We start from the raw sequence: 25,671 nt of genomic DNA, 5'->3' as shown, positions 1-25,671 counted from the left end.
CCGCCGCCGATCAGACGTTGCGATATCCGGTCCGCGCGCGCCGCGGCAGCTCGCCGCGGAGGTCGGCATGAGCGACCTCGACACGGAATCGAAAACGGCCTGGATATCGCAGGGCTTCGAACGGCTGGTTGATCGCGTTCGCAAGGCGCCTGCCGATGTGCACTTCGATGTCCTGATCATCGGCAGCGGTTATGGCGGCTCCATCGCCGCGTCGACCTTCGCCGGCCGCACGCATGGGGGCCGACCGATCTCCGTCGGCGTGCTCGAGCGCGGGCGTGAATATCTGCCGGGCTCGTTTCCGACAGGGCTCGGTGAATTGCCGCGCCATATTCGCGGCGACAACAACAAGGAGGGGCTGATCGACATCAGAATTGGCGAGGAGGTCATTGCCGTCGTCGCCAATGGTGTGGGCGGCGGTTCGCTGATCAATGCCGGTGTCATGGAAACGCCGCTGCCAGAAGTATTTCACAAGGGATGGCCGACTGCCCTGAAGGATCTCTCGGCCTGGAAGTCCTGTTTCGATCGTGCCCGCGATCTGCTCGGCGGCACCATCATGGGCGCCCCCAACACCATCGCCGATCATGTCGACGGCGTGCCACAAAAGTTTCGTTCGGTGCGCGCCATCGCGCCTGACGGCAATTTCCGGCCGGCTTCGATCACGGTCGCAATGAGTGACACCACCAGCTCGGGCAATGTGCGCCTGAACAAATGCGTGCGCTGCGGTGATTGCGCGACCGGCTGCAATGGTGGCGCGAAGAACTCGCTCGACGTCAATTTGCTTGTACGGGCGCATGAATACGGCGCCGAAATCTTCAGCGGCGCGACGGTGCTCAGCATAGCCAGGGAAGGAGATGCCGGGTGGATCATCAGAACCGTTCACACCAACGCGAAGCTCCGCAAGCGCGACGCCGATCCGGTGCCGATAAGGGCACGCAAGGTCGTGCTCGCCGCCGGTACGCTCGGCTCGAGCGAAATTCTCATGCGGTCGCGAGGCGCAGGCCTGCAGTTGGCGGACAGGAACCTCGGCACGCGGTGCTCGACCAATGGCGACATGCTGGTCGCCGACTATGCCACCGGCGCCGACGTCAACACCGTCGCCGACGAAACGGTCAAGCCATCGACCCGGGCCATCGGGCCGACGATCACTGGCGTGATCGACCTGCGTGCCTCCGCCGGTGTGATGATCGAGGAAATGTCGGTGCCGGCAGCTTTGCGCATCGCCTTCGCCGAGGTTTTTGCCACGCTCAATACGCTGCACGGTCTTGCAAGATATGACGGTACCAGGCACCGGCAAGGGTTTCCGGATGACGATATCTATGCGGTGCCGGCGGAACGTATCGGGCGCTCGGCGCTTTATGCCGTCATGGCCGATGATGGCGCGGCGGGCCGGATCGAGCTCGACGGTGATCCAGTCGCTGCCGGTCGCGATGGCATTGCCCGGATCCGCTGGGACAAACTGCAAAGCCTGCCCGTCTTCGACAAGGAGGTCGAGGCGCTCGCGGCGTTGACGAAAGACTCTGGCGGTCGCCTCATTCCCAATCCGGTCTGGAAGCTGTTGCCGGCCGACCTGGCCTGGTTGCTTAGGGATCAACGTGGACCGCTGGCGACGGTTCATCCGCTTGGCGGCTGCGCGATGGCTGATACCGGCGCGGACGGTGTGGTCGATCATCTTGGCCGCGTGTTCACGTCGACGGATTCCGATGCGGTGCATGATGGTCTGGTCGTCCTTGACGGGTCGATTGTTCCGACAGCGCTTGCGACGAACCCCGCGTTGACGATTGCGGCGATTGCGCTGCGCGCGGCAGAGGCGCTGGCGGCCGAATGGGACTATGCGGCGGCCGAAATCCGGCCCGTCGGCGCACCGCTGGTCCGGCCCGTCTTTCGCAGCACCGACGTTGCCGCGCGAGCTCAGTCGAGCGAGGTGGAGATCATCGAACGGCTTGTCGGCCCCGTTCGGCTGACGCCGAAGGGTGGGGTCGAGGAAACCCGGATCGTCGAGCTGACCATGCGGTTCACACCCACGACGCTTGGACAGTTGACGCCGAACAATGGCAGCCACCCGATCATTCGTGTCGCGACCGAAGTGCCGGCTCGTGCCATCCGGAGCCAGATCCGGATTTTCCCAAGGGATACCTGGGAAGCGTTGGAAAAGACCTGGCTGCCTTTGCATCTGAAGGAGCAGAAACTCGATGCCGCCGTCGAATTCAGCGCGCCGATCTCCGGCAGCCTGCGGATATTCGAGCGACAGCGGAGCACGGTGCTTGGGCGCGTATGGCGCGCCGGCAAGGCGTGGGTGCTGAACCGGGGCCTGCGCGACAGCTACCAGGCACGTGTTGACGGCGATGGTGGACCCGGGACCTGGGCGCGGGCCAAATCGGCATTCGCGATCGCCAGTCGCTCCGGAGAGATCAGGACACTCCGTTATGATCTGACCATCGGACCACCGGACGTGGGCGGCAAGATTACGCTCGGCGACAACCGCATCGTCGGTACCAAGACCTTCACCTACGAGCGGCGCTGTAATCCCTGGCGCCAGCTCATGGAAGTGACGCTCGACAGGTTTCCCGGGCTGAACGGTGACAGCCGCGAGCGCGTCCTGAAGCTCGACGCCGGTTATCTCGCGCGGATCAGCGTGCCGCTGTTTCGGATCGTCAATCAACGCGATGGCGCCAACACCATCGGCGAACTCCTGACGTTCTTCGGCTTCGTGACGCGGCTTCTGCTTGGCATGCACATCTGGAGCTTCCGTGCGCCAGACCAAGACAAGCGGCCACCGGATGCGGTTGTCAACCGCCTGCCACCGACCACTTTGAGCCTGCCGGGCGGCGCATCGATCACCGCCGAACTGCATCGCATCGCGATAGCGCGGGAACGGCCGGACGGCGGAGGCGACGATGTTCCCGGAGAAGTGCGCCTGACGCGCTATCGCCATCCCAACACCAAAAAGCGCCCGCTGGTGATGTTCCACGGCTATAGTGCCAGCGGCACGACCTTTGCCCATCATGCGGTCAATCCCAATTTCGCCAGCCATTTCTGGTGCACGGGCCGTGACATATGGATCGCCGATCTGCGAACCAGTGCCGGCCAGCCAACGGCGACAGAGGCGTGGAGCTTCGACCAGATCGGCAATGTCGACGTACCGGCAGCGCTGAAGGCGGTGGCGGCGACGTCGCCGGACGGGACGGTCGACGTTATCGCCCATTGCATGGGAACCGTCGTCTTCAGCATCGCGGTGCTGAACGGTCATGCGACCGGGCTCGTCAATCGCGCAGCGTTCACGCAGGTTGGCCCGCTCATCGTCTTCGCGCCGGCCAACATCTTTCGTGCCTATGTCGTACGGTACCTCATGGATTTCCTGCCGGACAGTTACAGTTTCTGCCCGAAGGAACCGACGCTCGCCGACGATCTTCTCGATCGTTTGCTGTCGACGCTGCCCTATCCCGTCGAGGAGTTCGATGTCGAAAACCCGCTATGGCCAACGAAGCGAACGCCATGGACGCGCACGCGGCATCGCATGGACGCGCTCTACGGTCGCGACTTCAACGTGCGCAACATGGAGCCCGAGATGCTGCGCCATATTGACGAGCATTTCGGTCCGCTAAGCCTGTCGACGGTATCGTCCACCCTGCATTTCGTGCGCTGTTCGACGATGACCGATTTTCACGGACGGAACCGCCTGGTGTCGCGTCAGAACCTGGAGAGGCACTGGTCGTTCCCGACCTTCAGCGTCCATGGCGCAGAAAACGGTCTATCGCACGTCTCGACTGTTGATCGCATGCGACAGATCCTGGGCGATGCCGGTCGGATCTATACCCCGCCGTTCGTCAATCCGGGTGCCGGCCATCAGGATGCGCTGGTCGGAACGGCGCGCCACGCGACGATGCAGCGGATCCAGCAGTTCCTCGACGCAGACATCCCCGGACGGGCCCACAGCGCCGACAGCGAAAAAGCCGTCTATCCGCCATGGATCGGGCCGATCCTCACAGAAGAGCGCCCGAAGACCCCGGCGCTCGTCATCCGGCTTGGTTCGGCGCCGTCCCACCGGGCGGCCGAAGCCGCGCTGCTCCTGCGCATCCAGCTCGTCGACGATCGTATCTGTCGGCCGGACGACGCGGCGCTGCCTTGGGATACGGGCTATCTCATGGAGCATCTGGTGGTCTATGCCTCGAAAGAACTCGAGGAGGACGGTTGGGACGCGTTCGAAGTCCCGCTGTTGGCCCGCATGCCGGGCAACGGGGCAAATCGCGGCAACGCCTTTTTGGTCCTGCTGGTCTACGACGAAGATGCCCTTCTGGCGGTACCTGACCTCGACCACGAGGAGCCAGCGCCACCCCCTGAACCCGTCGCCGCGCCGACGCCGGTGATCGTGTTGCGCGAGGCCGTCGCTCGGACCGACCCGACCGGTGATGTTGGGCCGACCGGTAATGTTGGAGCAGGTCCGTCCTTGCCGACCTTCGACTTTGACCGGGGCCTGACGCAGCCCGGTCGCGCCGGGCAAGGACCTGCCTACGGCTATTTCGTTGCCGATATCGCGCAGAGGCGGATGCGGCGGCTGGATCCGACAGGGGCGGGCAATGTTTCAAACGGGCAGGCAGTTGCATTCGCCTTCGGCCGGTTTGAGAAAATGGCGGCCGCGGTAGAGCGTGCAATCGCCTTTCCTTCTGCGAACGCAAAGCGTCAGGGTGGCAGGCAGACGGCACGTTTGCCCGCTGTCGAACAGGACTTCGACCTCAGAGATGGCATCATCCCCTACGATCCACCTTTACTGCCGGCCTTGGAGCCGACGCCGAGCGGCACGAGTTTTACGCTCTCTTCGTGCCAGTATCCGGCTGGTTTTCTCGACGAGGCCGCAGCCTATCAATCTTATGGCCGCATCGGCGAGCGGCTGGAGGCGAAAGCCGGCATAAAGCCGCGGTTCGCGCTCTTTGTCGGCGACCAGGTCTACGTCGACCCGACGGCGGGGCTTTATGACCCGACCGGGCGGGATGATCGCTACCGCCTGCCCTATGAAACCTGGCTCAGCCAGCGCAGCGTGCGCAACGTCCTCAGGCAGATCCCGTCCTTCATGCTGCTCGACGACCATGAGATCGACGACAATTGGGAACCGATCGCCGAGCCCGACAATCGGGAACCGAGCGCCGAGCCCGACGATTGTGACAATGCCGGCAAGGCGACGCGCGGTATCGACGCCTATTGGAAATATCAGTGCGGCATACATGCCAAGCTTGAGATGTTCGATTTCGACGGCTTCCATTTCTTCATGCTCGACACGCGGACGCAACGCACGTACCGCAAGGTCGGCGACGGCCTGAAGGCGGCTGCGATGGTCGCGCCGGCAACGATGGAGAGTTTGAAGCAATGGCTGTTGTTGGCGCCGGCGCCGAAATTCGTCGTGTCGCCGGCGATGTTGCTGCCGCGGCACCGTCGCGCCATACAGCGCGACGGCAGCCTCTCCTGGAGAAACCTGAGCGCGCTGCATTCCGACGGTTGGGACGGTTATCCCAACACGCTTCGCGAGGTGCTGGCCTATATCGCCGAGAACCGGATCGAGCATGTGGTGTTTCTCTCGGGCGACGAACACCGGGCCTGCGTCGCGACGGTCGACCTCTGCAATGAGGATGGCTCTCTCATCACCCGTCTCCACTCGATCCACACGGCGGCGATGTTTGCGCCCTATCCCTTCGCAAACGGCATCGACGAGGAGATCGTCGACAGCGAGACGATCGCGATTCCTGATGGTGCCAGGACATATCGTTGCGTCGTGAATGCCACGCGGCCTGCGCCGGGAGATGGGGCGACGTTCTTGCGTGTCCGCTCAGTCGGCACCGGGTGGGAACTCGATTGCGAGTTCGGCGATGGCGCGGTCCAGACGCTGACGATCTGACGGAGAAGGTCTTGAGCGCTTTCGGGCGAGATGTCTCAGCGATACCCCGTCGCGTCCGCGGGCTTGTCCTGCTCCATCACCTCGCGCATGTAGCGCCAGCAATCGGGACGCGAGCCGTCGATATCGGTAAAGCCGTATTCCTTGGCAAGACCGCCGCTCGACAGCGACTGTCCGTTCCAGCGGGCTTTCTGCGGATCCGCGGCAAGCGCCGCGATGGCGCGACCGACGAAGCGCGGGCTTTCGGAAATGACGAAATGCGGCTGGATCTTCGTTGCCTCATGCCAAGTCTCTTCCTTGGCCTGAAAATGCTCCAGCATCATCTCCGATCGCATCCAGCCCGGGGTAATCGAGACGGCCGTGGCGCCGTGGGGTTCCAGATCCTTGGCGTGCGCCCAGGCCATGCGATTGGCCGCGACCTTGGCGAGGTCATAGAACGGCGAGAGCCGATAGTGCTCGGCATTATACTCGGCGGTACCGTCCGTCACCTCGACAAGCAGCCCGCCGCGATTTTCGATCATCAGGGGCAGGGCGTGATGGGCGGTGATGAGGTGCGTGTCGATTGCCAGGCGAAGCAGCTTCAAGCCGTTGTCGAGATCATGGTCCCATACCGGCTTGTTCCATTCGAACAGGTTTTCACCGCCCCAGACGTCGTTGACGAGAATGTCGAGCCGGCCCTGCTCCCGGCGGATGCGTTCGACGAGCGCCTTCACCTCTTCGGACTGCAGATGATCGACCTGCACAGCGATGCCTTCGCCGCCGAGTTCGCTGACGAGTTCCGCCGTTTCCTCGATCGTTTCCGGGCGCTTGTATTCCGATTGCTGATTTCTTGTGGTGCGGCCGGTGACGTAGACGGTCGCACCCGCGGCACCGAGCTCGGCGGCGATGCCGCGTCCGCCGCCGCGGGTGGCGCCTGCGACCAAAGCAATTCTTCGCCTAAGCGTCATGTTTTCCTCCACCGGTGACCCGCGGCATCTGGTTGTGGCTGCGAGAATGAGATATATAAACGATTATTCGGTTATTAACGAGAGTCAAGATGCCACGCCCCAAAACGATGCCTGATGAAGACGTGTTGGCAGCCGCACTGGCAATCATGCATGCGAGCGGACCGGAGGGCCTGACCTTTGCCGCCCTTGCCACAGGCACGGGGCTTTCCGCCTCCACCCTGGTCCAGCGGTTCGAGAACAAGCAGAAGCTCATTCAGTGTGCACTTCTGCAGGCCTGGGACGGGCTCGACCGCTTGACTGCCGAGCTTTCCGCGACCCTGCCGAAGACGCCGGACGGCGCCGTCGATCTGCTCGTCGGACTGTCCGGCGACTATGGCGGTATCGAAACCTATGCCGACGGCCTTCGGATCCTGCGCGAGGATTTGCGCGACCCCGCGCTCCGCGCCCGCGGTGCGCAGTGGCGCGATGTGCTTTCCCAGGCGTTGGACGAGTGCTTTGCTGGCCCGTCGGCGCCGGTGCCCGGCATCGGTCTCCTGATGGCGTCCCACTGGCAGGGGGCCTTGCTTTGGTGGAGTTTCGACCCGCAGACCCCGGTTGCCGATTTCGTTAGCCAGAGCCTACGCCGTTTCGTGTCCTTCCTGGGCGCAGACGCTTCCGCGCCGCGCGGGTGATGAAGCTGCCTGTCGATTGCGCCACGATGAGGCCGGTCACCCGGCTTCAAATCCCCGTGACATTGTTCGCGGGGCCATGACGTGGCCGCGCATTCACCCTAGATCGGAATGCATGATCAGGTTTGCTGCTGCATTTTTTTCTTTGCTGGTGATGTGCTCCTCGGCCGTCGCGCTGGATTGGCCATCGCTTCCGGCGTTGTTGGACGGACTTGCGGCGCGCGACGACCTGAAGCCATTGAAAACGGTGATTGTCGCCAGGGCCGGCTCCGTCGTTGCCGAACGCGGCTACCAGGGGAACCGCCCGACGGACACCACCAACATCAAGTCGGCCTCCAAATCGATCGTATCGGCCCTGGTCGGCATCGCGATCGACAAGGGCCTATTGGAGGGGCCGGACCAGAAGATCGCTCCGATCCTCAAGGCGGAGCTGCCGGCTCCGCCGGATCCGCGGCTTGAGGACATCACCATCGGCCATCTGCTGTCGATGCAGGCGGGTCTCGGGCGGATGTCCGGCCCCAATTACGGACGTTGGGTGTCCAGTCGGAACTGGGTTCGTTCCGCTCTGGCACAGCCGTTTGACGATGATCCGGGTGGGCCGATGCTCTATTCGACCGCGTCCACCCATCTGCTCTCGGCAATCCTGACCAAGGTCAGCGGCAAGCCGACGCTTGCTCTCGCCCGGGAATGGCTCGGTCCGATCAAGGGCTTTCGCATCGATGCCTGGGACCGCGATCCCCAGGGCATCTATCTCGGCGGCAACCAGATGGCGATGAGCGCGCGATCGTTGCTTGCCTTCGGCGAGACATACCGCAACGGCGGCAAAACCGCCGATAGTCGACAGGTGGTGCCGGCGCAGTGGATCGCGCTTTCCTGGCAACCGCGCACCAATTCGCGGTTCTCCGGCGACATCTACGGCTACGGCTGGTTTCAGCGCCAGATCGCCGGTGAGACCGTGCATTTCGCCTGGGGCTATGGCGGTCAGATGCTCTATATCGTCCCGGCGCTTGACCTCACCGTGGTGATGACCTCGCAGGAGAGCGGCCCGTCGGCACGCACCGGCTATCGCGATGCGCTGCATCTGCTGCTCGGCAACATCATCGACACTGTCAAGGCGGCGCCACGCCTCGGCGAATAATGGTGCGGCCAGGATCTGCCAGTTGTTGAATGCCGTTTGGGCTCGATCTTGCGGCCGCTGTCGGGCCGTTGCTGCTGTGCAACATCCATTGTCAAAACACACGGTCCGTGTGCATCGACAGGGCGCCTGTCGCGGCCCTGGGTCTTCGACATCGACCAGGAAAACGCCACCGTCTACGAGACGTCTTCGGGCCTGAACCTTTTGCGCCAGCTCGACCTCAAATCCCGCGGCTTCGAACTCGAAGGCAACGCGTCGCTCGACAACGGCTGGAGCTTCATCGCCTCCTACTCCTACAACGACGTCGAGATCACCAAGCTGACGTCAGAGACGCTCGGCAACACGCTGAACTCCTCGCCCTATCACATGTTCTCGCTCTGGGCTGATTACGAAGTACAATCCGGCGTGCTCGAAGGGCTCGGCGTCGGCGCCGGCGTCCGCTATGTCGGATCGAGCTTCGGCGACAATGTCCACACGCCTGTTCTCAACAACCAGGCGCGCACCTTCGTCGATGCGTCGGTCCGCTATGATCTCGGCGCAGTCAATCCGTCCTTTGAGGGTGTGCGCCTGCAGCTCAACGCGACCAACCTGCTGAACGAGGTCGAGCAGCTCTGCATCACGGGCTTCTGCTACTTCGACGAGGGCCGCAAGGTTGTCGCCAGCATGCGTTACCGCTTCTGATGGCGCATCGAGAGCGGGCATCCGCGACACCGTCTCCGGCCGCGGTCTTCCTGACGGTCGGCGGCCTTTATGTCGCCCAGAGCGTGATCGGCGGACTGACGATGCTGGGCCTGCCCGCAGTCCTGCGGGAGCAAGGGCTGCCGCTCGACCGGATCGGCCTGGTGTACCTGGCCGTGCTGCCCTGGGCGCTCAAATTTCTTTGGTCGCCCTACGTCGAACGGTTCCGCCTGCCGGCCGCCGGCCGTAACCGATCGTCGATCATCGTTGTCCTCGGCGGCGTGCTTTGCGCACTCGCCCTGGCGGCGCTCGGCATTCTCGGACCCGACAGACTGAGCCTAATGCTTGTTTGCCTCGTCTTCATTGCCCTTGTCACGTCCACCGTCGACATCGCTTGCGATGGATATGCGGTGGAAACGCTCGCCAAGGAGCACCACGGCTGGGGCAACGCCGCCCAGGTGGGCGGCGCCTATGTCGGATCGGCGATCGGCGCGGGATTGTTTCTCGTGTTCGTCGAACGGCTCGGCTGGGCGCCTGCCGTCTGGATCATGGCCGCGATCGTGCTCGCCCTTGGACTTCCCTTCCTGCTCGGCCCCGGTCGGCGTGTTTCGAATGAAGTGCGCAATCATACCCCGTCGCTTGCGGCAGCCCTCAGGCGACCCGACGTCCGCAAGGGGCTGCTGATGGCCGCGGTCTACGTCTCGGCCCAGAAATGGGGGATCGCCATGCTCGGGCCGTTCCTGATCGACTATGGTTTCAGTCTGGCCGATGTCGGCATCTTGAACGGTCTCGGCAGCATGCTGGTCGGTTTCGGCGGAGCGCTGCTGGGCGGTTTGCTGGTGCGTCTGCGGGGCGCCGGCACGGTACTGGTCGGCGCGCTGCTGCTGCAGGTCGTCATGCTGGGCGGTTTCGCCTTCATCGCCTCTCATGGAGATCTGCCAAGATCGCTGGTGATCACGACCGCTGCTGCCAGTTCGTCCGGCGTCATGGCCGTTGGCTTCGTCGCACTTTACGCCCAGTTCATGGGCTGGGCGGATCCGCGGCAGGCGGGCGTCGACTTCACCCTGTTCCAGTGCATGGACAGTCTCATCAGCATGGCCGGCGGCCTTGGGGCCGGCTGGATCGCCGAGCACTTCGGCTATACGGCCTTTTTCCTCAGTGCCGCGATCGTCTCGACGCTGGCAGCGCCACTGCTTGTGCTTCTCGTGCGCCAGCATCGCTTGCCAAGCCAAGCCGTTGCCTGACGCCAATCTCCTCGGTCGATAGGCGCTGGGGTTTGGCTTAGGCAGAGCCGCGCAGCATGATCTCGGCGCTCAGCAGAATGCGCTCGTCGGCGGGAAAGGCCTGGTCGGCATTTTCCGTTTCGCCAAGCTTGAACAACAGAAGCTCGATCGCCAGCCGGCCGATCTCGTTGTAGTTCTGGGCCACGGTCGTCAGCGGTGGGCAGGTGTAGCGCGACAGCGGATGGTCGTCGTGGCCTGCCACGCGCAGGTCGCTGTCCAGTTCGCGGCCGACCTTGATGCCGGACTGGAAGGCCGCGGCAATCACGCCGAAGGCGACGCGGTCGTTGGCGCAGAGCACCGTCTTCGTCGGAAAACCACCTTCACCCAGAATGCGCAGCGTTTCGTCGTAGCCGAATTTTTCGAAGTCCCACGAAGCATTCGGCGCCGTCGGCACGATGACGGGATCCATCTTCAACTGTTGCATCGCCTCCTCATAGGCGTGCTGGCGGGCCAACGCGTTGTTGTTAACCGGCGGCATGCCGAAATAGCAGGGCGGCTCGCCGGACCGGCAGAGATAATCGACCATCAGCTTGAAGCTTTGCCGGTTGTCCGTGCCGACGAAGGAGGAGCTGCCGTCGAGCGGCGAGTCGACATAGATCAGCGGAATGCTCTGGCCGAGAGAGGTGAGCTTCTGGTGATGCGACTGGACGCCGAGCGGGGCGATGATGGCGCCGGCGACGTTCATCGACTTGAAGGTCTCGATGGCGCGCTCTTCCATCTCCGGCTTGCCGTCGGAGGAAAGCACGAAAGCGAGGAAACCCGCCTGGTTGGCGATATGCTCGATCCGTCGTGTCAGCGCCATGTAGAACGGGTCGGTCGAATTGGGAACGATGACGCCAAGAATATTGGTTCGCCGCCGGTTGAGATTGACGGCGAAGATGTTGGGCCTGAAGCCCGATTGCTTGATGGCGGCCTCGATGGCGTCGCGGGTCTTCTTGCGAACCGAAGTCGGATCGTTGAAATATTTGGAGACTGTGGGGCGCGACAAACCGACGAACTCCGAAAAATCCTCCATCGTCTTGATTTGTCTGTTCACGGTCGAAGCGCCCCCATTTTTCTTTTGGGTTTCGTTTATAGATTTATTTCCGAGGGATAGGCAGTGTCGACTGCGAAATATTCACGGAATGAACGGCCGGCTCTATCCTTTGCAGGCGGTGAAATAATCCTCCAGAACCGCGTCGACGGCGGCGATCGCCAGCGCCTTTGCTTGCGGCGGCACCTGGCCGTCTCGCACGCGCTCGTAACTGCCCGAGAGATACTGGCTGATCAGCGTCTCGGGGATGGTGACGCCATCGAGCAGGCGAAGAAGCTCTTCCACGGCGCTGGCGACCTTCGGGTGCGGCCAGTAATAACGGATGCGGTCGCTATAGGAGAAATGGCGCTGAAGGCGCAGTGCGTCGGGTGAGCCATGATAATATTTGCCCCAATTCGCGGGCTCCTCGCGCATCACCTCTTCAGTGACTTCGGCCAGGGTCTTGGCCCGTGCATCGGGAAACAGGAAGGCGGCGATCTGGTCGAGGCCGTAAAGGGCTTCCCGTAAGGCAAAGGTCAGACCGGGGCCGACCTTGAGGATGGCAAAACCATCGGCCACCAGGTCGCGAAGCGCCTCTTGCGTCTGGTAGTCGGTGGAGTGTGCCTCGAAGACGAGACCGTCGAGCTTCGTCAGGCTAGCGCTGAGCTTAGCGGCCTTCGGCCGGTCATAGGCAATGACGTTCTCGTTGCCGAACTCGACGCCCGGTTGGACGACGGCGCCGACAACCCGGGAGAAGGCCGCGCCGGCACCGGCATCGCTGAATGCCTGCCGGTGAATGTCGACGGTCTCGACGGCTGCTTCCGGTGCCGTGACTTCCAGCGTGTCCAATTCCTCGAGCGCGCCGCCGGGGACCGGTACTTCGGTGCCGATGATATAGACCGGGGCGATGCCATCGCGTCCACGGATGGAATCTTCGGCGGCAGCGGCAAGCCGCGCGGCGCGTGACGCCGTCGTTGCGTCGGGAAGCGCTATCGGCTCGCCGGCGCAGCCCATGCTGGTGTCGAGGTGCAGCTTGGTGAAGCCGGCCTGGGCATAGGCGCGGATCATCGCTTCGGCCTTCGCCATCGCTTCATCGGCCGGCAGATGCTTCCAAGGATTGGGACCCAGGTGATCACCGCCGAGGATGATCTTTTTCATGGCGAAACCGGCCTTTGCGGCAATCTGCCCGACGAAGCCGGTGAAGTCGGCCGGCGTCATGCCGGTATAACCGCCGTCCTGGTTGACCTGGTTGCAGGTCGCCTCGATCAAGAGATGCGTGCCCTCCTTCAGGGCACGCAGCATCGCGGCCTCGATGACCAGCGGATGCGCCGAGCAGATCGAGGGAATGCCGCGCAGGCCCGGACGGTCGCGCCACTGGGCGATATCGATCAGATAGTTCGGTTTCATGACGCTCAATCCTTTCGCGCGCTGATGAAGGCTTCGAGTTCTGCTCTGGTCGAGGCGCCTTCCATCGGGCCTGAGATCATCACGGCGCGGGCGCCGGAGGCATTGGCGAGTTCGAGCGCTTCGCGCGGTGCAGCACCATTCAGCCAGCAGGTGACGAAGGTGGCGCCGAAGCAGTCGCCCGCCCCGGTCGGATCGACCTCTTCGACCGCAAAGCCGGGGAGGGTGAATGCCGTTTCCGCATCGAAATAGCTGGCACCATCGGCGCCGCGCTTGACGACGACGACCTTGATGCCGGAGGCGAGGAGTTCGGCGATGGCCTCCGCCTCGCTCTTTGCCTCGGTGAAAAGGAAGAGTTCGGCCCCGCTCGGCAGGAACACGTCGGTCTTGGCAAGGACCGATCTCAGCGCTTCGCGCATGCCGGGGCTTTCGAGGATTTCTGCCCGAAGGTTAGGGTCGAAGGAGACCGTGCCGCCTGCCGCCTTGATGATGTCGATCGCCGCCAGAATGCTTTCGACCACGCTCGGCGCGTAAAGCGACGACCCCATGACATGCATGTGGCTGCAACTGCGAACGAGGGCGATCGTCTTATCATCCAGGCGAATGGTGCCGCAGGCGCTGTCGCGGATGTTGAAGACGAAGGCGCGGCTGCCGTCATCGCGATAGCGAACGAAGGCGCTGCCGGTTGTGGCGAGTGCATCGACCGCGATGCCGGAAATATCGACGCCGTCCGCTTCCAGGCGCGCCAGATTGGCGTGACCGAAATCGTCGCCGCCGACGCGGGAAATGATCGCGCTCGCCTGGCCGAGCTTGCCGACCTGGTCGATGAAGATGGCAGGCGCCCCGGAGGGGAAAGGACCGATCAGTGGTGTTGGCTGCCGGAAGCCGTCGCCCTTTTCGGTGGCGATGATCTCGACGAGAATCTCGCCGATCGTCAGTATCTTGTGCATGGGTCTGTCACTCGTGTCGGGTCAGCGCTTTGCCTGCTTGGCGCGAACGTCGAGCCAAACGGCGACAAGGATCACGAGGCCCTTGACGATGAGCTGGTAGAAATAGGGGACGGAAAGCATGTTCATGCCGTTGTTCATCACGCCGATGATCAGCGCGCCGATGAGCGTGCCGACCATGGTGCCGACACCGCCGGCAAGCGAGGTTCCGCCGAGAACGGCCGCGGCAATGGCATCAAGTTCATAGCTCATGCCGGCATTGGTCTGGGCGGAGAAGAGCCGCGAGGAGAGCAGCACGCCGCTGATCGCCGCCATGACGCCCGAGATCATGAAGATGATGATCTTGAGGCGGTCGACCTTGATGCCCGAATAGATCGCCGCTTCGCGGTTGCCGCCGGTAAGATAGGCACGGCGCCCGAAGCTCGTCTTGCTGAGCAGGATCTGGTTGATGACGAAGAGGACGGCGACGACCCAGATGATGATGGGCAGGCCGAGGAAGCTTTCGGTGCCGATGGCGGTCCAGGTGGCGTTGTCGATCATCGCCGGCGCGCCGTTCGTCGGTAGGCTGACGAGGCCGCGATAGATGCCCATGGTGGCGACGGTGACGATGAACGATGGCAGCAGCAGCTTCGCCGTCAACACGCCGTTCAGCATCCCCATCAGCGCGCCCGCGACCAGCGTCACGGCGAGTGCCGGGCCGAAGCCGAGCCCGAAGGCGAAACATTGCGCCCCGACCATGCCGGCCACCGCGATGATCGAGCCGACCGACAGGTCGATCTCGCCGAGCAGGATCACCCAGGTCATGCCGAAGGCGGCGATCGCGATCACAGCCACCTGCTGCAGGATGTTCATGAAGTTGACGACCGACATGAACCGCGGATTGAGGAAGGAAAAGATGATGCAGAGCATCACCAGCGAGAGGAAGATGCCGCCATATTGCTTCAATGCCCTGACGAGGGCGGCCTGGGCTGCAGTTTGCTGGGTCATGATTGGAAACCTGTCGCGTGCGCCATGATCGTTTCGGGAGTGAGGTCGGTGCCGGCAAGGGTCGCGCCGAGCACGCCCTCATGCATGACGACCACACGGTCGCTCATTCCGAGCACCTCCGGCAGCTCGGAGGAGATCAGCAGGATTGCCGTTCCTTCGGCCGCCAACTGGCGGATGATCTTGTAGATTTCGAATTTCGCACCGACGTCGACACCGCGGGTCGGCTCGTCAAGGATCAGCACCTTCGGCCGGGTCAGCAGCCATTTGGCGAGCACGATTTTCTGCTGGTTGCCGCCGCTGAGCGCGCCGGACGGGGTGTCGAGCGAGCGCGTCTTGATGGCAAGCCGGCCGACTTCGGTTGCCGCCGCCTTCCGCTCGGCGCCGCTGCGGGTAAAGCCGAACGGGCCTGTGAAATCGGGCAGTGCCGCCATGGAGATGTTCCACTCGACGCTGTGCCCGAGCACCAGGCCCTCTTCCTTGCGGTTCTCGGTGACGAAGCCGATGCCGCGGGCGATGGCTTCGGCCGGCGAGCGGAAGCGCACGTCCTGGTCGTTGAGACGCACGGTGCCATCGGCGTTCTTCATGCCGAACAGCGCGTTCATCACCTCCGAGCGTCCGGAGCCGACCAAACCGAAGAAGCCGAGGATCTCGCCGGCGCCGACCTTAAAGGAAATATCCTCGAACTCGCCGTCGCGTGTCAGGCGTTCGACCGCAAGCACCGGGGGCTGATCGGCAGCGCTTGCCGTCGACCGGTCATGGATCGCCGGGGGATAGATCTCCTCCATCCGGCGCCCGACCATCAGCGCGATCAGCGCCTCGATGGTGACGTCGTCGCGATCATGGGTGGAGACATACTCGCCATCGCGGATGACGGTGATGTCGTCGCTGAGCCGCATGATCTCTTCCATGCGGTGGGAAATGTAGATGACGGCGACGCCGCGGCTTTTCAGCCGGCCGATGATGTCGAACAGGATCTCGGCTTCGCTGTCGCTGAGCGACGAGGTCGGCTCGTCGAGAATGACGACCTTGGCGTCGTGGCTGAGGCCCTTGGCGATCTCGACCAACTGACGTTGGGCGATCGAGAGATTGCCGACCTTTTCGGTGACGTCGATCGGCAGGCCGAGCTCAGTGACGATGGCCTTCGCCTTGGCGATGAGCGCCGTGTCGTTGATGAAGCCGAACTTGCGCGGCTCGCGCGTCGCAAGAATGTTCTCCGCCACCGTCAGGTTGTTGCAGAGGCTCAATTCCTGGAAGACGATCGCGAGCCCCAGGGCTGATGCCTGCTGCGGGTTGGCCGGTCGATAGGGTTGATCGTTAAGGCTAATGTCGCCCGACGTCGCCGAGTGAACGCCGGCGAGGATTTTCATCAGTGTCGATTTGCCGGCACCGTTTTCGCCGAGCAGCGTATGCACGCGGCCGCGGCGGACATCGAGCCGCATATTCTTCAGCGCGGCGACCTGCCCGAAGGATTTTGTGACATTGCTGATCTTGAGAACGGTGTCCGTGGTCGAACCATGCATGGCGGCCTCCTTGGATCGCGCCGAGAAGCGGCTCCGGAGCGACAGCGCCGCGGGTCTCATCAGACGCGCAAAGGTCGCTGCAGCACTTTGAATTGCTGCATCTTTTATGCAGCAGGCCGGAGACGTTCATCGTATGGGTGCCGCCGCCCTCGGGCGGCGGCTGTCCTGGGAGGACTTACTTCGCGGTATAGACGCCGGGCACGATCGGCTGTTCGGCCTGAACCTGTTCGCCGGCGGCAACCTTGACGGCGGTGTCGACCGCCTGCTTGCCCATCTGGTCCGGGAACTGCTGGATGACGCCGACCATTACCGGGTTGGTGTCGACCGCGTCGCGGGCTTCCTTCATGCCGTCGAAGCCGATGACCTTGACCTGGGCTTCGAGGCCTGCCGCCTTGACGGCGACGGCAGCGGCAAGTGCTGCGTCGTCGCCGAAGCCGAAGATGCCTGATATGTCAGGGTTGGCCTGGAGCATGTTCTGGGCGGCGGCAAGCGCTTCGGCGCGGGTGATGCCGGTCTGGATCGCGACGATTTCCATCTCCGGATGCTTGGCGATTGCGTCCTTGAAGCCGTTGACGCGGTTCACCACCGACTGGACCGTCGGGTAATCGATGACGGCAACCTTGCCCTTGTTGCCGAGAACCTTCGCCATCAGCTCGCCAGCCTTGACGCCCCCGGTGAAGTTGTCGGTGCCGATATGCGAGGTGACGGTCGCGCCGTTGGCGGGCACGTCGACGGTGATCACCTTGATGCCGGCCTTCTCGGCCTTTTCGATCGCGGCGCGCACGCCCTGGCTATCGACCGGCGAAATGACGATGACGTCGACGCCCTTGACGATGAAATCCTCGACGTCGGCGAGCTGTTTGTTGAGATCCTGGTTGGCGATCGCAACTTCGAGCGTGACGTTCTTCTCCTTCGCCTCGGCTTTCATCGCGTCGGCAAGCTCGATGTAGAACGGGTGCTGCTGGGTCAGGAGCGAGGCGCCGATGCCTTCAGCCGATGCGGCCGATGCAATCAGCGCCAGTGCCGTGCCGGCGACAAGCGCCTTGAGAATACGGGGCATGTTCATGGGTTTCCTCCCTTGGAAACGACGTGGGCCTTTGGTCTTGGCTGCCAAGCAGGAGGGCCCTCCCATCACCGTCTTGGCGATGCTGTAAAAACCACAAAACTTTTCGCGCGTCAACTTTTAAAAATACGCGATGAAAATCGTAACATGGTAGCGAGAGAAATTTGTGGCCTCTCGCCTGGGTGGTCGGCTATGAATTCGGCGGTCGGGCCGCGAAGCGAAAGCCTGCTACAATGGCGCAACCGCCTTCCCGGAAAACGTTTCCAAGGAGAGGGCACGTGCTTGTAATTGGACAGAAATGACGGGAACCTTTGGCGCAACCGTGCATCTAATGCTGCGGGAGGCCCGGTCATGGCACATATTCGACCAAGCACGATTGCGATAACGGACGCGACTGCGGACATGGAACTGGCGCAAAGGGCGATCGCACGTGACGGGCAAGCCTTCATGACGATCATGCAGGTCCACAACCAACGCCTCTATCGGATTGCCAGAGGTATCATTCGAAACGACAGCGAAGCGGAAGACATCGTGCAGGAAGCCTATGTGCTTGCCTTCGCGCATCTCGCGAACTTTCGTGGCGAATCGTCGCTCGGAACCTGGTTGTCGCGCATCGTCATTAACGAGGCGCTCGGCCGGCTGCGCCAGGGGCGCCGCAAGGCCGACGTGCTTCGCCCGATCGGTAACAGCCACGACGCGACGGTCATTCAGTTTCCTCTGCCGGCAAGCGCCGATGATCCCGAACGTATGATGGCGCAGCGACAGATCCTCAACCTGGTGGAACGGGCGACCGACAACCTGCCTGATATCTACAGAACCGTGTTTGTTGCGCGGGTGATCGAGGGCCTGAGCGTCGAGGAGACGGCCGACCTGCTTGGCCTGCGCCCGGAGACCGTCAAGACGCGGCTGCATCGGGCCCGGCATCTTGTGCGCAAGCAGTTGCATGAACAGATCGGCCCGGTACTGCTGGACGCTTTTCCTTTTGCCGGGCGACGCTGCGCGCGATTGGCGGCATCCGTCATGGGGCGACTTGGTCTTTCCAATTGATTTGCGGGAACCTTTCCGGGCAGGCGGCATCCAATGGCTGTCAACTGCAAACAGATCCCGCGCCACGCGCGCCGGATGAGGGAGGAAACCCATGAACATGCGACCAATGACTGCGCTTGCCACGCTTTGCCTGCTCGGTCTTGCGTCCCTGGCACAGGCGGCAGACAAGCCGGCCGATCCGCAGATCGCTCATATCGCCTATACGGCCGGAGTGATCGACGTGGAAAACGCCAAGCTCGCGATTTCGAAATCCAGCAACGAGGCTGTCGTTTCGTTCGCTGAGGATATGGTGCGCGACCACGAGGCGGTGAACACGCAAGCACTCGATCTTGTCAAAAAACTCAAGGTGACGCCGGAGGACAATGATACCAGCAAGGCGCTCGCGAAAGCGGCCGAGGATGAACGCGCCAAGCTTGCCAAGCTCGACGGCGCAAGCTTCGACAAGGCCTATGTCGACAATGAAGTCGCCTACCACAAGCAGGTGAATGGAGCGCTGGAAACTCTGCTCATTCCGTCGGCCAGCAATCCCGAGCTCAAGGCACTGCTTGAGACCGGCTTGAAGATTTTTCAGGGTCACCAGCAGCATGCCGAGCATGTTGCCGCATCGCTGAAGTAGGGCGCGGCCATGCGATCCAGATTTTATCTCATTGCCATTGCCGGGCTCCTGCTCGGCAATGGCGCCGTCGATGTGCGGGCAGAAACAATCCGCGTGACGATCGAAAAAATGGCGTTTGTTCCGGCAGAGATCGAGGCACGGGTGGGCGACACGATCGAGTGGGTCAACAGGGATATCCTCGTCCATACCGCGACCTCGAACGGCGGCGGGGAAGTGTTGATCCCAGCCAAGAAGACCGCAAGCTTTGTCGTGGGAGAGTCGGGGCAGGTGGATTATTACTGCCGCTTCCATCCCAACATGAAGGGCCGCATTTCGGTGACGAAACCCTAAAGCGCCGCGCGTCCTATCAGACGCGCAAAGGTCGCTGCAGCACTTTGAATTGCTGCATGTTTTTATCCTTACATCGGATAGGATTTAAGGAAGCATGCAGTAGTGCCGAATGCATCCGCTTTGCTGGGCGACTTGCTTTTGTCGACCCACGCGCCAGTTTCTCTTCTGTATCGGCAACAGGTGCCATCATGATCAGAGAGCGCAAAGCGATGCTGGTTCGTGTCAGCGGAAGGGTGCAGGGCGTCAGCTTTCGCATCTGGACCCGCCGGGAGGCGGAGCGTCTCGGCGTCACCGGCTGGGTGCGCAACGAGCGCGACGGATCGGTGGCGGCGATGATCGTCGGCTCCGATGCCGCGCTTGCAAATATGGTCGAGCGGCTCTGGATTGGGCCGGCGGAAGCCGCCGTCGTCAATGTCGAAACCGAACCGGTCGCCTTGCCCGATCCGGTGCAGGGGTTCCAGATTACCGGCTAGAAGACAGGCAAGACCGGCGCTACGCGGTTGCGGGCAGGCGCTTGCCGTTGAGCTCGCGGTGACAAGAATTACCGCGGTGACCCGATGGCTTGGGCCGGTTGGCCAAGAGCTCCGGCTTCGCCTTGACCATGGCCAGCATGTTCATCGTCATGAGCCTCGGCTTCAACCAGTTGCCGGTCATGGCTGCATTCCTCTTCGTCGGCTACGGCGCTCTCGGTCTGGTCATTCCCACCTTCGCGGTGCTGGCGCTCGAGGATCACGGCGAGATTGCCGGTACGGCATCGGCGCTGATGGGAACGTTGCATTTCGTCACAGCGGCCGTCGCCATGATCCTCGCCGCCGTCTTCTTCGACGGAACCGCCCTTCCGATGGCCGCGGGGATTGCGATCTGCGCGGTCAGCGCGTTCCTGCTGACGCAGGCAACCATCGGCCGCAGCCGCGTGGTCGCGGCGGAGTAACGCGGCAAATCCAGGGAATGCGTGCATGAAACGCCGGGGAAGCCCGTTCTGCTTCCCCGGCGTTTCAGTTCTCGGGCAGGCCTATCCCTTGACGGTCAGGACCGGCCTGATGCGGGCGACCCGGGCAACCAGGCCGGTTGCCACCATCGGATCGACGACCTGGTCGATCGGCCGATAAGCGGCGGGTGCTTCCTCTTTCAGACGGCCCTGGAGCTCGGCGAGGATGTCCGGTCGACCACGGACTGCCGGGCTCGCGGTGTCGACCGGGCCGATGACGCGCAGACCCGCAAGTGTCGTCTTCGCCGTGCGTGCCTCCTGGCGCGAGAGCTTGCGCCCGGCGCCATGGGCCGACGACTCCATGCCTTCCGCCGCGCCCAGCCCGCGCAGCAACCAGGTGCCATCACCCATGGAACCGGGGAGGATAACCGGTTCGCCTGTCCATTCGTAGGGCGATCCCTTAAGCGCGCCCGGGCCGCGCGCCGGACAGGCGCCCTTGCGGTGCCGAATGGTTTTGCCGGTGTCCCACACGGTGTTGTGCGGCGCGTCGTAAACGAGCCGGTGTCCGACCTGCCGGTCGAGGGTCCGCGACAGGGCTTCCACGGCCACCAGGCCAATCAGGAAGCGATTGACGAAGGCGGCGTTCGCAGCATTGGCATGGCCGTTCAGATACCGTCGGTAGAGGTCGGCGTGGCGGGTCCTGGAGATGATGCCGTCGTCACGCGCAGTCGTGCGGCACTGCCGCGCCCGCTCCCTCGCGGCCGTCCCAATCCGCTGGCCGAAGTCGAGCGAGCCGGAATGCACGACGATAACCACACTCCTGGCCTTCAGCCCGGCGGCGCGGGCAAAACCGCCATCGACGATGCGCTCGACTACGCCGAATTCGACAAAGTGATTGCCGCCGCCGATGGTGCCGAGGATGGCGTCATGCCGGTGCCGGTCATCTGATGCGGCATAGTCGGCAAAGTCCGGGTCGATGGCGTCCGAGCGGAAGCAGCCATCATCCGATGTGCGCACGACATCGGCCCAGGCGGCTGCCAGGTCAAGGCGAGCGAGCAGGCCTTGCCGCTTGCCCGCCAGGTTTTCGAGCAGGCCCGGCACGCCGTCCCTGAGCGCCGCGTGACGATCTCTGCCGGTGAGGGCAATATCGCGCCCACCCTGGAAGAACACATGCCGCAGGTGCTTTTCCAGATCCGGTCGGAGGTCGTCCTCGGTGATGTCGTCGAGCACGATCATGCGCATGCCGCAGCCGATATCGTTGCCGATCAGATGCGGAATGACGGCATTCTCGATGTCGGCGACAAGTCCGACCGGCACCGGTTTTCCCGGGTGGAAGTCTGGGGTCGTGACGATGCGTCCCGCCACGGCATCATGGATCGCCAGAGCCTCCGGTGATGGAAGTGCCGAGGCGAGATCGCCGAGTGCGCGCGCGCGTTGGTGTTCAGGTTCGTCGATCGCGACGACGGACCTGATCGCATGCCCGGAAACGACGTCGTTCCGGACGATAGGGTTATGTCGGGTGGACATTGCTTATTTCTCCGTTGCCTTGGGTTCAGCAGCCGCGGCAATACGGATTGGCGCGCTCTCTAGTCGAAGGCGGGCCGGCAGTCAATGGTGCGGCCGGCATGGCGCCGGCGGCACATCCTCAGGGCAGCAAAGTGATCGGCCGATCTAGAAGTCCCAGTCTTCGTCCTCGGTCGCGACCGCCTTGCCGATGACATAGGAGGAGCCGGAGCCGGAGAAGAAGTCGTGGTTCTCGTCGGCGTTCGGCGACAGCGCCGACAGGATCGCCGGATTGACCTTGCAGGCGTCCGCCGGGAACAGTGCCTCGTAGCCGAGGTTCATCAGCGCCTTGTTGGCGTTGTAGTGCAGAAACTTCTTCACGTCCTCGGTCAGGCCGACGCTGTCGTAGAGTGCCTCGGTATAGCGGGTCTCGTTGTCGTAAAGCTCCAGCAGCAGTTCGAAGGCGAAATCCTTGATCTCCTGCTTCTGAGCGTCACTCAGTTTCTCAAGACCCCGTTGGAACTTGTAGCCGATGTAGTAGCCATGCACCGCTTCGTCGCGGATGATGAGGCGGATCATGTCAGCGGTGTTGGTCAGCTTGGCGCGGCTCGACCAGTACATCGGCAGATAGAAACCGGAATAGAACAGGAAGCTCTCCAGGAAGACGCTTGCGACTTTCTTCTTGAGCGGATCCGCCGAGGCGTACTGGTCCAGGATCAATGCCGATTTGCGCTGCAGGAATTCGTTTTCTTCCGACCAGCGATAGGCGTCGTCGACATCCGGCGTCAGGCACAATGTCGAGAAGATCGAGGAATAGGAGCGCGCGTGCACGGCCTCCATGAAGGAAATGTTGGAAAGCACCGCTTCCTCATGCGGCGTTGACGCATCGTCCATCAGCTTCACCGCGCCAACGGCGTTCTGGATGGTGTCGAGCAGCGTCAAACCGGTGAACACACGGATCGTCAGCTTCTGCTCTTCCGCCTTGAGGGTCTCCCAGGACGGAATGTCGTTGGAGAGCGGCACTTTCTCCGGCAGCCAGAAATTGCCGGTGAGGCGGTTCCAGACCTCGAGATCCTTGTCGTCTTCGATCCGGTTCCAGTTGATGGCACGGACCAGGCCCGGGCGTTTGGCGGCTTTCGCCTTGAGTTGAACGTTCATTATCGTTTTCCCGGATGTCAGAGCGTGCACGAGACGCAGCCCTGCACCTCGGTGCCGGAGAGCGCCATCTGGCGGAGGCGGACGTAGTAGATGGTCTTGATGCCCTTTTTCCACGCGTTGATCTGCGCGCGGTTGATGTCGCGGGTCGTGGCCGTATCGCGGAAGAACAGGGTCAACGACAGGCCCTGGTCGACGTGCTGGGTCGCGGCGGCATAGGTGTCGATGATCTTGTCCGGGCCTATCTCGTAGGCATCCTGGTAGTATTCGAGGTTGTCGTTGGTGAGATAAGGGGCCGGGTAATAGACGCGGCCGATCTTGCCTTCCTTGCGGATCTCGATCTTCGAGACGATCGGATGGATCGAGGATGTCGAGTGGTTGATGTAGGAGATCGAGCCGGTCGGCGGCACGGCCTGAAGGTTCTGATTATAGAGGCCCGAGGTCATCACGGCCTGCTTGAGTTCCAGCCAGTCCTCCTGCGTCGGAATATGGACACCGGCGGTTTCAAACAGTTCGCGCACCCGCTCGGTTGCCGGCTTCCATTCCTGTTCGGTGTACTTGTCGAAATATTCGCCAGAAGCATATTTCGAGTTTTCAAAGCCCTTGAAGCTCTCGCCGCGTTCGATCGCGATGCGGTTCGAAGCGCGCAGCGCGTGGTAGGTCACAGTGTAGAAGTAGATATTGGTGAAATCGATGCCTTCTTGCGAGCCGTAGAAGATACGTTCCCGGGCGAGATAGCCATGCAGGTTCATCTGGCCGAGGCCGATCGCGTGGCTGTCGTCATTGCCCTTCTCGATAGAGGGGACCGCGGCGATGTGGCTCATGTCGGACACCGCCGTCAGCGCGCGGATCGAGGTCTCGATCGTCTTGCCGAAATCGGCGCTGTCCATCGCCGCGGCGATGTTCAGCGAGCCGAGGTTGCAGGAAATGTCCTTGCCCATGTGCTTGTAGGACAGGTCGTCGTTGTAGGTGCTGGCTTCGCTGACCTGCAGGATTTCCGAGCACAGGTTGCTCATGGTGATGCGGCCGGCGATCGGGTTGGCGCGGTTCACCGTGTCTTCGAACATGATGTAGGGATAGCCCGACTCGAACTGGATCTCGGCCAGCACCTGGAAGAACTCGCGTGCCCTGATCTTCTTCTTGCGGATGCGGCTGTCGGCGACCATTTCCCGGTATTTTTCGGTGACCGAGATGTCGGTGAAGGCAACGCCGTAGACGCGCTCCACGTCATAGGGCGAGAACAGGTACATATCCTCGTTGTTCCTGGCGAGTTCGAAGGTGATATCCGGGATGACGACGCCGAGCGACAGCGTCTTGATGCGGATCTTTTCGTCGGCATTCTCCCGCTTGGTGTCGAGGAAGTGCATGATGTCGGGGTGGTGGGCGTTGAGGTAGACGGCACCCGCGCCCTGGCGGGCGCCGAGCTGGTTGGCATAGGAAAACGCGTCCTCCAGCAGCTTCATCACCGGAATGATGCCCGACGACTGGTTCTCGATCTGCTTGATCGGCGCACCCGCCTCGCGGATGTTGGTGAGCGATAGCGCCACGCCGCCGCCGCGCTTCGACAGCTGCAGCGCCGAATTGATGCCGCGCGCGATCGACTCCATGTTGTCCTCGACCCTCAGCAGAAAGCAGGAGACGAGCTCGCCGCGCTGCTTCTTGCCGGCATTGAGGAAAGTCGGCGTCGCCGGCTGGAAGCGGCCGGAAATGATCTCGTCGACCATGTCGCGCGCTAAGGCCTCGTCGCCACGCGCCAGCGTCAGCGCCACCATGCAGATGCGGTCCTCGTAGCGCTCGAGATAACGCTTTCCGTCAAACGTCTTCAGCGTGTAGCTGGTGTAATATTTGAAGGCGCCGAGGAAGGTCGGGAAACGGAACTTCCTGGCATAGGCGTGATCGAACAGGTCGCGCACGAAGTTGAACGAATATTGATCGAGAACCTCCTGCTCGTAGTAGCCTTCGACCACGAGGTAGTCGAGTTTTTCGCGCAGGTTATGGAAGAACACGGTGTTCTGGTTGACGTGCTGCAGGAAGTACTGCTTTGCCGCCAGCCGGTCCTTGTCGAGCTGTATCCTGCCGTCCTCGTCATAGAGGTTCAGCATCGCGTTCAGCGCGTGGTAATCGAGCGCCGCTTCCGTCGCCTTCAAGGAGCGTTCGAGTGTTGAGACGTCCAAAATCGTTCCATCCCGTTTTTGACATTGGCGACGTCCTCATCGGTGCCCAAGAGTTCGAACCGGTAGAGATAGGGCACCTGGCACTTGGCCGCGATCACGTCGCCGGCGGTCCCATAGGTCGCGCCGAAATTGCTGTTGCCTGCGGCAATCACGCCGCGGATGTGGGAGCGGTTGTCCGCATCGTTCAGAAAGCGAATCACCTGTTTGGGCACGGCACCCTTGCCGTCGTCGCCGCAATAGGTCGGCACGACGAGCACATAGGGTTCTTGCACGTCGAGCGGCGCATCAGCCGCGCTGACGGGAATGCGTCTGGCGCGCAGGCCGAGCTTGCCGACGAAGCGATGGGTGTTTTCCGAACGGCTGGAAAAATAGACGATCAGCCCCATCGCGACG

Annotated in this window: 20 protein-coding genes and 1 pseudogene; 10 read left to right on the top strand and 11 right to left on the bottom strand. The window is 62.6% G+C overall.

Features of this window, described 5'->3' with window-relative positions; genetic code table 11:
* Positions 1-67 precede the first annotated feature (67 nt).
* Entirely contained in the window at positions 68-5,884 is a 5,817-nt protein-coding gene (locus tag BC360_RS18670) for an alkaline phosphatase D family protein (RefSeq protein WP_065796462.1), read from the top strand.
* A 35-nt stretch (positions 5,885-5,919) separates the two neighbouring features.
* On the opposite strand, the gene BC360_RS18665 is transcribed toward BC360_RS18670, so the two are convergent.
* Positions 5,920-6,828: an SDR family oxidoreductase gene (locus tag BC360_RS18665; RefSeq protein ID WP_065786089.1), complete on the bottom strand. Its 909-nt coding sequence runs from the start codon at positions 6,826-6,828 to the stop codon at positions 5,920-5,922.
* 89 nt (positions 6,829-6,917) lie between these two features.
* Between BC360_RS18665 and BC360_RS18660 the strand changes: the two genes are divergently transcribed.
* The 4 genes from BC360_RS18660 (at position 6,918) to BC360_RS18645 (ending at position 10,553) form a co-directional block, all read left to right on the top strand.
* The gene (locus BC360_RS18660; RefSeq protein WP_065786088.1) at positions 6,918-7,499 is read left to right on the top strand and encodes a TetR/AcrR family transcriptional regulator; all 582 of its coding nucleotides are present in this window, start codon (positions 6,918-6,920) and stop codon (positions 7,497-7,499) included.
* 112 nt (positions 7,500-7,611) lie between these two features.
* Positions 7,612-8,634, top strand: coding sequence for a serine hydrolase domain-containing protein (locus tag BC360_RS18655; protein ID WP_065796461.1), 1,023 nt, complete (start codon positions 7,612-7,614; stop codon positions 8,632-8,634).
* Positions 8,635-8,670: 36 nt separating this feature from the next.
* On the top strand, positions 8,671-9,312 hold the full coding sequence (locus BC360_RS18650) for a TonB-dependent receptor domain-containing protein (protein ID WP_065796460.1): 642 nt from the start codon (positions 8,671-8,673) through the stop codon (positions 9,310-9,312).
* Positions 9,312-10,553, top strand: coding sequence for an MFS transporter (locus BC360_RS18645; protein WP_065796459.1), 1,242 nt, complete (start codon positions 9,312-9,314; stop codon positions 10,551-10,553). The genes BC360_RS18650 and BC360_RS18645 overlap by 1 nt, the downstream gene beginning before the upstream one ends.
* Before the next feature lie 37 nt (positions 10,554-10,590).
* On the opposite strand, the gene BC360_RS18640 is transcribed toward BC360_RS18645, so the two are convergent.
* The 6 genes from BC360_RS18640 to BC360_RS18615 form a co-directional block, all read right to left on the bottom strand.
* A complete protein-coding gene (locus BC360_RS18640) occupies positions 10,591-11,607 on the bottom strand; it encodes a LacI family DNA-binding transcriptional regulator (protein WP_065796458.1) in 1,017 nt (338 codons plus the stop codon).
* A 123-nt stretch (positions 11,608-11,730) separates the two neighbouring features.
* Positions 11,731-13,011: a D-tagatose-bisphosphate aldolase, class II, non-catalytic subunit gene (locus BC360_RS18635; protein WP_065796457.1), complete on the bottom strand. Its 1,281-nt coding sequence runs from the start codon at positions 13,009-13,011 to the stop codon at positions 11,731-11,733.
* Between the two features lie 5 nt (positions 13,012-13,016).
* Complete coding sequence (locus BC360_RS18630; protein ID WP_065796456.1) at positions 13,017-13,958, bottom strand: sugar kinase; 942 nt, start codon at positions 13,956-13,958, stop codon at positions 13,017-13,019.
* Between the two features lie 21 nt (positions 13,959-13,979).
* On the bottom strand, positions 13,980-14,942 hold the full coding sequence (locus tag BC360_RS18625) for an ABC transporter permease (RefSeq protein ID WP_065786081.1): 963 nt from the start codon (positions 14,940-14,942) through the stop codon (positions 13,980-13,982).
* Complete coding sequence (locus BC360_RS18620) at positions 14,939-16,462, bottom strand: sugar ABC transporter ATP-binding protein (RefSeq protein WP_065796455.1); 1,524 nt, start codon at positions 16,460-16,462, stop codon at positions 14,939-14,941. The genes BC360_RS18625 and BC360_RS18620 overlap by 4 nt, the downstream gene beginning before the upstream one ends.
* 175 nt (positions 16,463-16,637) lie before the next feature.
* Positions 16,638-17,528, bottom strand: a complete 891-nt coding sequence (locus BC360_RS18615) for a substrate-binding domain-containing protein (protein ID WP_065796454.1) — start codon at positions 17,526-17,528, stop codon at positions 16,638-16,640.
* A gap of 348 nt (positions 17,529-17,876) precedes the next feature.
* On the opposite strand from BC360_RS18615, the gene BC360_RS18610 reads away from it, so the two are divergent.
* From BC360_RS18610 to BC360_RS18590, 5 genes and pseudogenes are all read left to right on the top strand, one after another.
* Entirely contained in the window at positions 17,877-18,572 is a 696-nt protein-coding gene (locus BC360_RS18610; protein WP_065796453.1) for an RNA polymerase sigma factor, read from the top strand.
* A gap of 91 nt (positions 18,573-18,663) precedes the next feature.
* Entirely contained in the window at positions 18,664-19,188 is a 525-nt protein-coding gene (locus tag BC360_RS18605) for a DUF4142 domain-containing protein (protein WP_065786077.1), read from the top strand.
* Between the two features lie 9 nt (positions 19,189-19,197).
* Positions 19,198-19,518: a cupredoxin family copper-binding protein gene (locus tag BC360_RS18600; RefSeq protein ID WP_065786076.1), complete on the top strand. Its 321-nt coding sequence runs from the start codon at positions 19,198-19,200 to the stop codon at positions 19,516-19,518.
* A 188-nt stretch (positions 19,519-19,706) separates the two neighbouring features.
* The gene (locus BC360_RS18595; protein ID WP_065786075.1) at positions 19,707-19,991 is read left to right on the top strand and encodes an acylphosphatase; all 285 of its coding nucleotides are present in this window, start codon (positions 19,707-19,709) and stop codon (positions 19,989-19,991) included.
* Positions 19,992-20,101: 110 nt separating this feature from the next.
* Positions 20,102-20,449: pseudogene (locus tag BC360_RS18590) on the top strand (Bcr/CflA family drug resistance efflux transporter); the annotation flags it as partial.
* A gap of 81 nt (positions 20,450-20,530) precedes the next feature.
* On the opposite strand, the gene BC360_RS18585 reads toward BC360_RS18590, so the two are convergent.
* The 4 genes from BC360_RS18585 to nrdI all read right to left on the bottom strand — a co-directional run bounded on the left by BC360_RS18585 (position 20,531) and on the right by nrdI (position 25,664).
* Positions 20,531-21,973, bottom strand: coding sequence for an RtcB family protein (locus BC360_RS18585; protein ID WP_065786073.1), 1,443 nt, complete (start codon positions 21,971-21,973; stop codon positions 20,531-20,533).
* A gap of 144 nt (positions 21,974-22,117) precedes the next feature.
* Positions 22,118-23,107 (bottom strand): class 1b ribonucleoside-diphosphate reductase subunit beta, encoded by a 990-nt coding sequence (gene nrdF / locus BC360_RS18580; RefSeq protein WP_065786072.1) that lies wholly within the window; start codon positions 23,105-23,107, stop codon positions 22,118-22,120.
* Positions 23,108-23,124: 17 nt separating this feature from the next.
* Positions 23,125-25,278 carry a class 1b ribonucleoside-diphosphate reductase subunit alpha gene (nrdE, locus tag BC360_RS18575; RefSeq protein ID WP_065796451.1) on the bottom strand — a complete coding sequence of 718 codons (2,154 nt, stop codon included), beginning with the start codon at positions 25,276-25,278 and terminating at the stop codon, positions 23,125-23,127.
* Positions 25,248-25,664 (bottom strand): class Ib ribonucleoside-diphosphate reductase assembly flavoprotein NrdI, encoded by a 417-nt coding sequence (gene nrdI / locus BC360_RS18570; RefSeq protein WP_065796450.1) that lies wholly within the window; start codon positions 25,662-25,664, stop codon positions 25,248-25,250. Before nrdI ends, nrdE begins: the two co-directional genes overlap by 31 nt.
* Positions 25,665-25,671 lie beyond the last annotated feature (7 nt).

Source organism: Ensifer sp. LC163, assembly GCF_001695855.1.
Classification (GTDB): Bacteria; Pseudomonadota; Alphaproteobacteria; order Rhizobiales; family Rhizobiaceae; genus Ensifer.
This window is presented reverse-complemented; position numbering and strand designations above follow the sequence as displayed.